The sequence below is a fragment of the Winogradskyella rapida genome (assembly GCF_042675845.1).
Lineage (GTDB): Bacteria > Bacteroidota > Bacteroidia > Flavobacteriales > Flavobacteriaceae > Winogradskyella > Winogradskyella rapida.
In genome coordinates, this window is the sequence record NZ_JBHTKM010000063.1 from 1,625,890 (window position 1) to 1,639,125 (window position 13,236).

Genomic DNA, 13,236 nt, shown 5'->3' on the forward strand with positions numbered 1-13,236 from the left:
ACCCTTTAAAAGGTCAAAAGGCTACAAGCGATTTAAAGGAAATGTTTTAAAGGCTAAACCCTCAAACCCTGTCATTATAAAATTCCGGATGTTCTGATGTCCTGTACCTTCAGGCTTGATGGCTACATCTTTAAAATAATGGGCACCAAAACAGGCTAAGGTTTCGGGTTTGCTTAAATTTTGGTCTATAGCAAAGGCAAATAGCTTACAAGAGCCTTGGTTCTCATCTGCTGAGTTTTCTAAGTTACCATTACTAAAAGCGGTTGGTGTAAACTGATAATACGCCTCTATAACGGTCATGGTTTCAGAAAACGCAATAGCTTCCGGTTGCGATTTAAGTTTCGCTAAAAAATCTTCTAAGGTCATAAGTGCTATTTGTGTTTTCCGTCTACAATAATTACAATTTCTCCTTTAGGCGGTTTGTTGGTGTAATGGGCTAGAACTTCTTTTACGGTTCCTCTTATGGTTTCTTCGTAAAGCTTCGTGATTTCTCGTGAAACGGAAACTAATCGGTCCTCTCCAAAGTACTCACAGAAGTGTCCTAAAGTTTTTACTAACTTATGTGGGCTTTCGTAAAAAATGATTGTTCTGGTTTCTTCAGCTAAAAGGAGTAATCGAGTCTGGCGCCCTTTTTTTACAGGTAGAAATCCTTCAAAAACAAATTTATCATTAGGTAAACCACTGTTAACTAAGGCAGGGACAAAGGCTGTAGCGCCAGGGAGGCAGTTCACTTTAATTTGCTGTTCTACACAGGCTCTAACTAATAAAAACCCAGGGTCTGAAATAGCAGGTGTGCCCGCATCGCTAATAACGGCAATGGTCATTCCTGATTTTAATTTTTCTATTAAAGCATCCACCGTTTTATGCTCATTGTGCATATGATGGCTTTGCATAGGGGTGGTAATTTCGTAATGCTTTAATAGCTTTCCAGAAGTCCTGGTGTCTTCAGCTAAAATTAAATCCGCTTCCTTTAAAACTTCAACCGCTCTAAAGGTCATGTCTTTTAAATTTCCAATGGGTGTTGGTACTAAGTAAAGTTGACTCATATGTAGATCCTGAAAAATCGAGGATAGTTTTATAATTATAATTTAATCTCTTATGTATTTGCCTAAAAAATAGGAAGGGAAAAGCAGGAGTAAGCCATAAAAGGAAATTCCAAAAATCCCGTGGTCAGCATTGTAATGGGCAGCGGTTGCAAGCACCAAATCAAAGAAAAAACCGGCATAGGCCCATTCTGTAAGCCATTTGCTTTTGCGCCATAACACCATTCCCACACCAAGTACTTTTAATACGGCAAGCGGAATAACAATATAACTGGGATAGGTTAAGTTTTCAAAATATCCTTGCATCATAGCAGTATTAAAAAAATACATCTGCGCAGAATACAGGAAAATAAAACATAAAGCTAGGGTGCAAACCCAATAGGTTATTTTTTTAAGTTTCATTAATTATATTTGCCTTCAATAAGTTGCAGAAAACGTTCCTCGTATTCTTCTTTTCCTTCCCAATTGTTATAGTCGGGTTTTACCATTTCAGAAATTAAGGTTTTAGCCTCAGATAGGGAGCTTGTGGTGTTAATTTGAGAAATAACACGGTCGTAACTTTCACTTTCTCCTTCAAATAAATGCTTTATAAATGCCAACTTATCGTTTAATCCTATTTTTAAATTCTGACCTTTTAGTCGGTCGTTTAATGATTTACTTGCAGTTTCAGCCTCACGTTTTTTAGCCTCTTCAATAGGTTCAAATTCCGGAATGGTATCAAAGCCCGATGTAATATCATCAAATTGAAGGGTTGGTGTGCTTGGGTTGTCTTTCGGTAAATCTTGTTCAAATAAAGATTCTGTAGGTTTTGGTGCTTCAGGTTGTTTTGGGGTTGGAGCCTTCGCTTCAACTTTTGGTTGTTCTATGGCAACGTCAGCTTGGGCCTCATCGTCTTCGGGCATTTGGGCCACCAAGTCTTTAATTTTAGTCATTACCGGCTCCATAATGCCATCATCTTCCTTTTCATCTAAGTGAATGTACGTTTTGTCTTCCACTTCAATGTTGTCGCTAAACTTGTTATTAAAGGCCGTTTCAAGCATACTGAAAAATGAAGAATCGTTTCCAATTTTTGGTATTTTGTCCTCAAAATTCTCTTCGGCAAATTTTAAAACCGTTAGTTTTTCATAAAGTAGAGCAACTTCTTCATGAAGTTTACTGAGGTCTTCTCTTCCAGATAATTTTAGAATCCTATGGGCAATACTTACTAATTCTGATTCTAATTTCTTTTTCATAGTTCTAAATTTTTATAATGAAGCACTTTAGTTTTTTCTTTTTTTATCCTATCGATGTGCGTGTTGCAAATGGAAATATAATTTCTTTATTCGCTTTTCGTAAGTTTTGCTATCGATTTTTTAATAAATTTGTCTCACCTTATAATCTCGAAGAACAACTTCGATTTAGTGCTAAAATTACAAAATGTTTCTCGAAAATACAGTAAATCAGAAAGAACAATTTGGATGGATTGAAGTCATCTGTGGCTCAATGTTCTCCGGTAAAACCGAAGAGTTAATTAGACGATTAAAGCGTGCAAAATTTGCCAAACAGAGAGTTGAAATTTTTAAGCCCGCCGTAGATACACGTTACGATGAAGATATGGTGGTCTCTCATGATGCTAATGAAATCCGTTCAACACCGGTTCCGGCCGCTGCTAACATTCCTATTTTGGCAGATGGTTGCGATGTGGTAGGGATTGATGAAGCGCAGTTTTTTGATGAAGGGATTGTGCGTGTGTGTAATGATTTAGCTAATAAAGGAATTCGTGTTATTGTAGCGGGATTAGATATGGATTTTAAAGGAAACCCCTTTGGACCCATGCCTAATTTAATGGCTACGGCAGAGTATGTGACTAAAGTCCATGCGGTGTGCACAAAAACAGGAAATCTAGCGCAATACAGTCACCGTAAAGCCCTTAGTGATGAGTTGGTTTTATTAGGTGAAGTTGATGAGTACGAACCTCTAAGTAGAGCGGCTTATTTTAAAAGCGTACAACGCGATAAGCTGAAAAACGTCACGGTAGTAGATCCTCAAGAATTAGATTTTAATCAGGACGAGACCAATGCCTAAGGTTCAAGAAACAGTGCTTGAAATTAATTTGAGCGCGCTAACGCATAATTACCATTATTTAAAATCGAAATTACAACCAGAAACTAAGTTTTTAGCCGTTGTTAAAGCCTTTGCTTACGGGAGCGACTCTGTAGCAATCGCAAAACACCTGGAAACGCTAGGGGTTGATTATTTTGCGGTGGCCTATACCCAAGAGGGCGTTGTTCTAAGAGACGCCGGGATTAGGACGCCGATATTGGTACTGCATCCACAATCTTTAAATGCAGATACCTTAATAGATCGCTGTTTAGAACCGAGTATTTACAGCGCACGACTTTTAAAAGACTTTATTGCTACTGCGGAAAAAAGAGGGCAGACCAATTATCCTGTTCATATTAAATTTAATACCGGATTAAATCGTTTAGGCTTTGGCGAACAAGATATCGCAGGGATTACTGAACAGTTAAGCGCCACTAAAGCCGTACAAGCTAAGTCTATTTTTTCACATTTAGCGGCTAGTGAAGATCTTACGGAGAACGATTTTACAGCCTTACAGATTAATCGTTTTAAAACCTTCGCAGAAACCTTTAAGCGCCTTTCCGGAACAACACCTTGGATGCATCTTTGTAATACATCGGGTATTATTAATTATTCTGAAGCTCATTTTAATATGGTGAGAAGTGGTATTGGCTTATATGGGTTTGGTAACTGTGACGAAGAGGATGCTAATTTACAACCTATAGCAAGTTTAAAATCGGTTATTTCTCAAATTCATGAGGTAGAAAAAGGACATTCCGTAGGGTATAACAGAGCTTTTACTACTTCACGAAAAGAGTGTATTGCAACGATTCCTATTGGTCATGCCGATGGGTTGAGCCGTATTTATGGTCAGAAAAAAGGATTTGTTTATATCAACGACCAGAAAGCATTTATTGTTGGAAATGTATGTATGGACATGATTATGGTGAACGTAACGGATATTAATTGCCAAGAAGGTGATGAGGTTATTGTTTTTGATGCCAAGTATAAAGCAAACACCTTAGCCGAATCTGCTGCCACTATTTCTTATGAAATCTTAACTGCACTCTCTCAGCGTATTAAACGAATTATTGTAGGAGAATAATCTTTTTTTAACATTTTGTGACTTTTTTCTTAACTTGGTGTCATATTAAATAGCCTAACTAAAAAATTAGAACATTATGTTAAAAGAATTCAAGGAATTTGCAATGAAGGGGAACCTTATAGACATTGCAGTTGGTTTTGTTATGGGTGCTGCTTTTAAAGAAGTAGTTACTGCGTTTACAGGAGGAATCGTTTCTCCATTAATTGGAATGATCTTTAATTCAGATTTCAAAGCGTTGAGGTATCAGCTTAAAGAAGGAACTTTAAACGATGCTGGAGAACGTGTTGGAGACGTATTTTTAGAATACGGAACGTTTTTAACAAACGTTATTGACTTTATCATTGTAGCATTTGTTATGTTCCTTGTAGTAAAAGGAGTTAATAAAATGAAGAAGAAAGAAGAGCCAGCTCCTGCTGCGCCATCTGGACCATCTGAAATCGATTTATTAAAAGAAATCAGAGATTCTTTAAAAAAATAAGACCGTTTAGCAGCATCGCTACACTATTATTTTAACCAAACCCAGGCGATAACAGCCTGGGTTTTCTTTGTTTTAAAAGGTCTGGTGCACATCTCATAATGAATCCTCCTTATTTTTATGAGATTTTTAAAGCTAATTACCCCTTAAGAGTAAAAGAAATATTCTAATTTTGATATCTTAGAGTTGTGTCTTTATAAAAAAATTATAACCCTGCATAAGGACTTTAAATGAGGGCGTTATAATGCATATAGGACCTAAGAACATTAAAAATATAAACGTATGAAAGTAGCAATTGTAGGTGCAACAGGTATGGTTGGCAACGTGATGCTAAAAGTATTAGAGGAACGTAACTTTCCTTTAGATGAATTATTATTAGTCGCTTCAGAGCGTTCTGCAGGTAAGGTATTACAGTATAAAGGTAAGGATATTACAGTCATTAGTATTCCTGCCGCTATTGAAGAACGTCCAGATATTGCTTTGTTTTCTGCTGGTGGTGGGACTTCCTTAGAATGGGCACCAAAATTTGCTGAAGTCGGAACAACAGTTATCGATAATTCTTCGGCTTGGAGAATGGATGGTTCAAAAAAATTAGTGGTACCAGAAATCAATGCCGCGGAATTAGCAGCAACCGATAAAATTATCGCAAATCCTAATTGCTCAACCATTCAAATGGTTATGGCTTTAGCGCCTTTACACGAAAAATATAAGATTAAACGTATCGTTGTGTCTACGTACCAATCGGTATCGGGAACAGGAGTAAAAGCGGTAGAACAATTAGAAAATGAAATTGCAGGTAAAGAAGGCGATATGGCTTATCCTTACCCAATTCATAAAAATGCTATTCCTCATTGTGATGTTTTTGAAGATAATGGTTATACCAAGGAAGAAATGAAATTGGTGAATGAAACCCGTAAAATTTTAGGGGATGATAGTATTGCAGTTACTGCAACTGCTGTTAGAATTCCAACTGCAGGTGGACATAGTGAAGCTATTAACGTAGAATTTGAGTCTGATTTTGATCTTGCAGAGGTTAAAAGCTTACTCGATAGTACTGATGGAGTAACACTTCAAGATAATTTAGACGAAAACCTTTATCCAATGCCAATGTATGCGCATGGTAAAGATGATGTTTTTGTAGGACGTATTAGACGTGATGTGTCGCAAGCAAACACTTTAAACTTATGGGTGGTGAGTGATAACCTTAGAAAAGGTGCAGCGACAAACACCGTACAAATTGCAGAATACCTTATTAAAAACGATCTTGTTTAAGGTGTTTTAATCTTAAAAGTATAAGCAGCTTTTTGTTTTTCAGTCTATTGCTTAATTAGGTGGCTGAAATTATGCTTATATTGTACTTCCAATTTTAGGTTAAGTTTTGAGTTAAAGCGTTCTCGTAAAACTCAAAACTTAACTTTAAAATGAAATTGTAAGTTATAAAAACACCTAATTATGAAAAAACTTCCCTTCCTTGCTTTAGCGTTAAGTATTTTTGTCTCTTGTAAAAATGAAACTGAAAGCATGAAACCCATTACTGTAGATTACCCTCAAACCCAAAAAGTAGATACTATAGACACTTATTTTGATGTGGCTGTTGCAGATCCTTACCGTTGGTTAGAGGACGATAGAAGTACGGAGACAGAGGCTTGGGTAAAGGCGCAAAATAAAGTAACTTATAATTATTTAGATCAAATTCCTTACCGCAAAGCTTTAAAAGAGCGTCTTACGACCTTATGGAATTATGAGAAGATTGGAGCGCCTTTTAAAGAAGGAGACTATACTTATTTTTATAAAAATGATGGGCTTCAGAATCAATATGTGATTTACAGGTATAAAACAGGAGCAGACCCAAGCACAGCAGAGGTCTTTTTAGATCCTAATAGCTTTAAAGAAGATGGTACCATCTCATTAGGAGGCACTAGTTTTTCAAAAGATGGAAAAACTCTAGCCTATGCCATTTCTGAAGGTGGAAGTGATTGGCGAAAAATCTTAATCATGAATACCGAGACCAAAACTATTGTTGAAGATACTTTGGTAGACATTAAATTTAGCGGCATGTCTTGGTATAAGAATGAGGGGTTTTATTATTCAAGTTACGATAAGCCTAAAGGGAGCGAATTGTCAGCCAAAACAGATCAGCATAAGGTGTATTATCATAAATTAGGAACACCGCAGTCTGAAGATCAATTAATCTACGGCGGTACGCGAGAAGAAAAACATCGTTATATCTATGCTACGGTGACGGAAGATGATCGCTATTTAGTGATTACGCCTAGAGTGTCTACCTCGGGGAATAAACTTTATATAAAAGATTTATCAGTCGCTAACGCACCATTAATAGAAATTTTAGGGCATACCAATTCTGATTCTAATATTATTGAGAACGTAGGGACCAAACTTTATATTGCGACAAACCTAGACGCACCAAACGAGAAAATTGTAACGGTAGAGGCGTCTCATCCTACACCAGAACACTGGGTTGATTTTATTCCGGAAACCAAAAACGTTTTAACGCCAACGACTGCCGGGGGTTACTTTTTTGCCCATTATATGGTAGATGCGGTTTCAAAAGTCTTTCAATATGATTACGAAGGCCAACTTGTTAGAGCGGTAGAATTACCGGGAATAGGAACGGCAGGAGGATTTAGTGCTAAAAAGGAAGAAACAGAATTGTATTACTCTTTTGCTAATTACGTCACACCAGGGAGTATCTATAAATATTCTATTGAAAGCGGGGCCTCAGAACTTTATAAAAAGCCTAATATCGATTTCAATCCTGAAGATTACGAAAGCAAGCAGGTCTTTTATACTTCGAAAGACGGCACTAAAGTTCCTATGATTATCACACACAAAAAAGGACTTAGATTAAACGGTGAAAACCCAACCATTCTGTATGGCTACGGAGGTTTTAATGTAAGTTTAACACCGAGTTTTAGTATCGCCAATGCTGTTTGGATGGAACAAGGTGGAGTTTATGCAGTACCTAATCTTAGAGGTGGTGGTGAATACGGAAAAGCATGGCACGATGCTGGGACTAAACTTCAAAAACAAAATGTATTTGACGATTTTATTGCCGCAGCAGAATACCTTATTAGTGAAAAATATACAACCTCAGATTTCTTAGCGATTAGAGGGGGCTCTAACGGCGGTTTACTCGTAGGCGCTACCATGACGCAGCGTCCGGAGTTAATGAAGGTGGCTTTGCCTGCCGTTGGCGTTTTAGACATGTTACGTTATCATACTTTTACCGCTGGTGCTGGTTGGGCTTATGATTACGGAACGGCAGAAGATACCAAGGAGATGTTTAACTATTTAAAAGGCTATTCTCCTGTACATAATGTAAAAGAAGGAACCGCATATCCTGCCACATTGGTTACCACAGGAGATCATGATGATCGGGTGGTGCCTGCGCATAGTTTTAAGTTTGCTGCAGAACTACAAAGCAAGCAAACGGGTGAAAACCCTACATTAATTAGAATTGAAACAGATGCAGGCCACGGGGCCGGAACACCGGTAAGTAAAACCATAGAACAATTTGCCGATATCTACGGATTTACGCTTTATAATATGGGTTTTAAAACTTTACCAACAGCATTAGAAAAGTAATAATTACACTATAGACAGGGCGTTTTAGGGAAACCTAAACGTTATAAGACTAGTCCTATTTCAGCAAGCCTTCAGGGCACATGTGTAGGAATTGTACAATCAAAAAAGAAGGGTGATGAGGTAGGTGATTTGGGGCTTAAGTTGTTTTATAAGTGAGGGTTAACCATTGCATATGACAAAATTTTACGGTATTTTATTTCTAATAGGTTTGCTCCTAGTTTCTTGCGCTAAGGATGACGGCCTTACGGCTTTAGATACCGAAAGTGTGGTGCATTACGATTTAGAAAATATGCCGTTTTCAACCTTGTCTGAATACCAATTTTTTCAAGGTGAACTCAAAAATTTAGAGCCTAGTCATGGGGTCTTACCCTATACCCTAAATGCCACATTATTTAGCGATTATGCTAAAAAGAAACGCTTTATATGGATGCCTAACCAAAGTAAAGCCGCTTACGTCAGTGATGATCAAATGTTAGATTTCCCTAGAGGAACCATTCTGATCAAAAATTTTTATTACGATAATGTACGTCCTGATTATAGCACTCAGATTATAGAAACACGGCTTATGATTAAAAAGGAAGCGGGTTGGGTTTTTGCGAATTACAAATGGAATGCGCTTCAATCTGAAGCTGAATTAGACTTGAATGGGAGTTTTGTTCCTTTAGAATGGGAAGAGAATGATGAGGTAAAGTCTGTAGAATACCGTATTCCTTCAGAAGCAGAATGCCATACCTGCCATAAGATTATGGAAACGGCGCAGCCTATTGGCCCTAAACCACGAAATTTAAATCTCACGTTTCAAGCGGATGAAGGCCTTCAGAATCAATTAGACTATTTAGTGGAGTTTGGGTACTTAGACAATTCACTGCCCGAAACCATATACCAATTGCCTGATTATACCGATACCAGTGTTCCACTGATCCAAAGAGTAAGAGCCTATTTAGAAATTAACTGTGCGCATTGTCATTCCGATTATACACACTGTTCTTATCGCCCTATGCGTTTCGATTATTCCTTAACGGATGACTTCGCCAATATGGGGGTTTGTGTTGATGCCGATACTCCTCTAGGTGAAGATTTAGAGCGTATTGTAACTCCGGGAGATGCAAGGAGTTCGGTGTTGTATTACAGGTTAAGTGCCACAGAACCTTCTACAAGAATGCCTTTATTAGCCCGAACATTGGTTCATACAGAAGGGCTTCAGCTTGTAGAAGCTTGGATAGAATCTTTAGACATGAATTGTAACTAAACAAATTGATATGAAGACACAACTACGCTTTACATTTTTATTGCTGCTTGTTTATGGTTTTTCTCAAGCCCAGCAATTAAATGAACCGGCCAATTGGCCTAATGCGCAATGGACGCTCACAGGGAGTTATGATTCCTTGTATTTAGATGAAAATCCAACCAGCTCGTCTAGTGGTTCGTTTTCTTTTGATGATGATGATGCTGGCGGAACTTCCATTAACAATATTGCTGCGGAATCTCCTGTGGTTGATCTTTCTGCTGCCTACACGGCTAATGAAACCGCAATTACGGTGGCATTTAACTATGTGCTAAATATTTATCAAAATGAAACCCTTAGCTTACAGTATTGGGATGCCGATACAGAATTATGGGTCAATTGGGGAGCGCCCTTACAAGAGAACTCTGGGACTAATGATGAATTTTGTAATGAAGAATATACCGCTTTTATAAGTGAAGATTTAAACGTGTCTGCCTTTACAAGCACACAATTAACCGGATTTAAATACCGCATTTTATATGACGATAATGGCTCTTATGGTTGGGGATTTTGTGTAAATGCCCCTGTTATTAGCTCGGCTGTGCCACCAGCTTGCCCAAACGTCTCCGATATAGTTATCAGTAATATTAATGCCTTTAGTGCTATGGTACAATGGGAAAGTGGTGCTACCGAAACCTCGTGGGAGATTGTTGTTCAGTTGTTAAGTGAAGGTATTCCTAGTTCTGGTACCCTGGTCACCAGCAATAGCTATAATGTGTCTAACCTTAGTGCAGATACCGATTATGTGGTTTTTATAAGAGCACAATGTTCTCAAGGAGGCGTAAGCAACTGGATGACGCAAATGTTTAAAACAGGAGTCGATTTTTCTACCTACCCAGTAGCGTTTACAATTAACCCTATGGTAACCACAGGATTTTATGATACGGCCTTGGTGGATTTAAATGGCGATTTTTTAGACGATGTGATCTCCGTGAGTAATGACCATATTAATATACATTACCAACTGCCTTCAGGAGGCTTTAATGAGGTTGATATTACGATGACTCCAACATCTAACTCTCCAAATTGGAGTATTGCCGCAGGAGATTTTGATGGTAATGGTTATAATGATTTATTGTATGGAGGCTACAGTGGAGTCACCTTTATGCAAGCCAATAGTACCGGTACAGGCTATACCGAAATTTCAGGAGCAGAGTACGTGTTTTCTCAACGTTCTAATTTTGTAGACATTAATAATGATGGGTATTTAGACGCTTTTGTCTGTCATGATGTGCAAGCGAACGTGTATTACCTCTCAGATAGTTCTGGAAATTTAACCTTTTATCAAGGCCCAAGTACAGTTGTTCCTAATGGTTTAGGCACCGTACCGGGAGGTGGAAATTACGGCTCAGTTTGGATCGATTTTGATAACGACAGGGATATGGATCTATTTCTCGCTAAATGTAGAGGTGGCTCATCGATTAGTATGAACGAGTTATGGCGAAATGATGGCAACGGAAGTTTTGTAAACGTCGCTGATGCCAACGGCTACTATAGCACTAATGCTCCAGGTGTTGGGCATGATAATTCTTCAAATTTAGGTGACTTGGTACAAACTTGGTCTTCAGCATGGGCAGATTATGATAACGATGGGGATATGGATGTTTATGTCGGGGCAAGTACTACCGTAGATGGCGATTCTAAATTAATGCGAAACAACGGTGATGGTACCTTTACAGATGTTACAGCAGGTTCTGGAGTTCTATTGGCATCCTTAGGACGAGAAAATGTAGCGGTAGATTTTGATAACGATGGCTATATCGATATTTTTAGTAATGGAGATGTATTGTTTAATAATGGTGATCTTACCTTTACGAATTATAACACCAATATGCCACCAAGTGGGGCCATTGGCGACACCAATAACGATGGGTTTTTAGATGTTTATTACAACGGTAATATTTATTTAAACAATACCAACGCCAATAATTGGATAAAGATAAATACCATAGGAACCACAAGTAACCGTAACGGTATAGGCGCACGTATAGAACTAGAAACCAGCAACGGCACACAAATTAGAGATGTGAGAAGTGGTGAAGGCTTTGAGTATATGAGTAGCTTAAACACGCATTTTGGTATTGGTAGTCTTAGTAGTATTAACAGCCTGACTATTTATTGGCCTTCCGGAACGGTAGATTATATCGAGAATCCTGATATTAATGCCACCTTAAGTGTTACTGAAGGGAGCACGTTAAATGTAGAAGATCCGGCTTTAGTAGATCTGTCTATTTATCCGAACCCGGTAGATGATACCTTGTTTTTAAAGACTACAGGAGCCTTAGTTCATAAAATTGCAAGTGTTTTTGATGCTAATGGTAAACGGGTGTTTAATGAAAAGCTTAGCGCGTCTACAGTAGATGTTTCACATTTAGCCCCTGGGGTTTATGTGCTACGTATAGAATCGCAAGGAAAAATGATAAAACGTAAGTTTATAAAAAACTAAATGAATTTAACTTCGCTTTTAAAGCCGCTAGAGAAATCCGGCGGTTTTTTTATGTAATTTAAGTCTTGAAGTAGTATTTTTGAAATGCATTGCTGCGACTAAAGCACCGTAGCGATAGATTTTAATGCTTTTTTACAGAAGAGCTAACTTAAAGTAAAGCCCCAATGCTACAGGTAAATAATTTAAATTTCGGATACACAAATACCAAGGTTTTAAATGCGATTGATTTTAAAGTTGAAGCTGGAAAAAATCTCGCCATTATCGGTGAAAGTGGCTCCGGAAAAAGTACCTTATTAAAACTTATTTATGGGGAATACGATTTAGACGAAGGACAAATCTTCTGGAAAGATCAAGAAATTTTAGGCCCTAAATACAATTTAGTGGTGGGCTATGAGTTTATGAAATCTGTAAGTCAAGAATTCGATTTAATGCCGGTAACCACGGTTGCTGAAAACATCGGAAAATTCCTTTCTAATTTTTATCCTGAAGAAAAAAAGGAACGCACCAAAGAACTTATTGAGGTGGTAGAGCTTGAAGCTTTTGCGAATACCAAAGTAAAATTATTGAGTGGCGGCCAAAAACAACGTGTTGCCATTGCTAGAGCCTTAGCAAAACAACCCGAAATATTACTCCTCGATGAGCCTTTTAGTCATATTGATAATTTTCAAAAACAAGGTTTAAGGCGTAATGTCTTTAATTACTTAAAAGCTAAGAATATTGCGTGTATTGTGGCTACCCATGACCGCAATGATGTATTGGGCTTTGCTGATGAAATTATTGTACTCGATACTGCTAATATCATCGCTAAAGACAGTCCTGAAAACCTCTATAAAAATCCTCAGTTACCTCTTATAGCCTCATTCTTTGGGGAATTTAATGTCATTGAACCTTATGGTATTGTTTATGCGCATCAGCTTTATATTGTAGCCGAGTCCGATTTTAAAGCCGTAGTAAGAACCTCGTATTTTAATGGGAGTACTTGGTTAATTGAAGTACTGTATCAGTCCGACGTTGTTTTTATTCAACATACGGAGGCCTTAGAGCGCGACACAACAATTTATTTTTCAGTAAAAGCGAAATAGGCTTTAGTCGGTAAGACGTCAAGATAAGAATGATGAGTTTTTTTTGGGCTTAAAGAGAGTGCTCTAAAACTAAAAGATTTATAAGGGTTAGGCCATCTTAATTGGGCTGGTTGTTGTGTAACAGCTTGTAAAT

The 13,236-nt window shown here is 37.8% G+C and carries 12 protein-coding genes; 8 read left to right on the top strand and 4 right to left on the bottom strand.

Annotated features, from left to right (window positions below):
- Window positions 1-21: 21 nt before the first annotated feature.
- From ACFQ13_RS14320 to ACFQ13_RS14335, 4 genes are read right to left on the bottom strand one after another with little or no spacing between them, the layout of a single operon-like run.
- On the bottom strand, window positions 22-366 hold the full coding sequence (locus tag ACFQ13_RS14320; RefSeq protein WP_386118502.1) for a HopJ type III effector protein: 345 nt from the start codon (window positions 364-366) through the stop codon (window positions 22-24).
- Window positions 367-371: 5 nt separating this feature from the next.
- On the bottom strand, window positions 372-1,046 hold the full coding sequence (rsmI, locus tag ACFQ13_RS14325; RefSeq protein ID WP_386118504.1) for a 16S rRNA (cytidine(1402)-2'-O)-methyltransferase: 675 nt from the start codon (window positions 1,044-1,046) through the stop codon (window positions 372-374).
- Window positions 1,047-1,088: 42 nt separating this feature from the next.
- Window positions 1,089-1,445 (bottom strand): DoxX family protein, encoded by a 357-nt coding sequence (locus ACFQ13_RS14330; RefSeq protein ID WP_114308190.1) that lies wholly within the window; start codon window positions 1,443-1,445, stop codon window positions 1,089-1,091.
- Window positions 1,445-2,275, bottom strand: a complete 831-nt coding sequence (locus ACFQ13_RS14335) for a hypothetical protein (RefSeq protein WP_386118506.1) — start codon at window positions 2,273-2,275, stop codon at window positions 1,445-1,447. Before ACFQ13_RS14335 ends, ACFQ13_RS14330 begins: the two co-directional genes overlap by 1 nt.
- Before the next feature lie 184 nt (window positions 2,276-2,459).
- Between ACFQ13_RS14335 and ACFQ13_RS14340 the strand changes: the two genes are divergently transcribed.
- The 8 genes from ACFQ13_RS14340 to ACFQ13_RS14375 all read left to right on the top strand — a co-directional run bounded on the left by ACFQ13_RS14340 (window position 2,460) and on the right by ACFQ13_RS14375 (window position 13,103).
- Window positions 2,460-3,107, top strand: coding sequence for a thymidine kinase (locus ACFQ13_RS14340; protein WP_114308192.1), 648 nt, complete (start codon window positions 2,460-2,462; stop codon window positions 3,105-3,107).
- The gene (alr, locus tag ACFQ13_RS14345; protein ID WP_386118509.1) at window positions 3,100-4,209 is read left to right on the top strand and encodes an alanine racemase; all 1,110 of its coding nucleotides are present in this window, start codon (window positions 3,100-3,102) and stop codon (window positions 4,207-4,209) included. The genes ACFQ13_RS14340 and alr overlap by 8 nt, the downstream gene beginning before the upstream one ends.
- 76 nt (window positions 4,210-4,285) lie before the next feature.
- On the top strand, window positions 4,286-4,687 hold the full coding sequence (gene mscL, locus ACFQ13_RS14350) for a large conductance mechanosensitive channel protein MscL (protein ID WP_386118511.1): 402 nt from the start codon (window positions 4,286-4,288) through the stop codon (window positions 4,685-4,687).
- Window positions 4,688-4,966: 279 nt separating this feature from the next.
- On the top strand, window positions 4,967-5,956 hold the full coding sequence (locus ACFQ13_RS14355) for an aspartate-semialdehyde dehydrogenase (protein WP_386118513.1): 990 nt from the start codon (window positions 4,967-4,969) through the stop codon (window positions 5,954-5,956).
- A 180-nt stretch (window positions 5,957-6,136) separates the two neighbouring features.
- On the top strand, window positions 6,137-8,290 hold the full coding sequence (locus tag ACFQ13_RS14360; protein ID WP_386118516.1) for a prolyl oligopeptidase family serine peptidase: 2,154 nt from the start codon (window positions 6,137-6,139) through the stop codon (window positions 8,288-8,290).
- A 172-nt stretch (window positions 8,291-8,462) separates the two neighbouring features.
- Window positions 8,463-9,539 (top strand): hypothetical protein, encoded by a 1,077-nt coding sequence (locus ACFQ13_RS14365; RefSeq protein WP_386118518.1) that lies wholly within the window; start codon window positions 8,463-8,465, stop codon window positions 9,537-9,539.
- Between the two features lie 10 nt (window positions 9,540-9,549).
- Window positions 9,550-12,021, top strand: coding sequence for an FG-GAP-like repeat-containing protein (locus ACFQ13_RS14370; RefSeq protein WP_386118520.1), 2,472 nt, complete (start codon window positions 9,550-9,552; stop codon window positions 12,019-12,021).
- 164 nt (window positions 12,022-12,185) lie between these two features.
- A complete protein-coding gene (locus ACFQ13_RS14375; RefSeq protein WP_386118522.1) occupies window positions 12,186-13,103 on the top strand; it encodes an ABC transporter ATP-binding protein in 918 nt (305 codons plus the stop codon).
- Window positions 13,104-13,236: the final 133 nt, after the last annotated feature.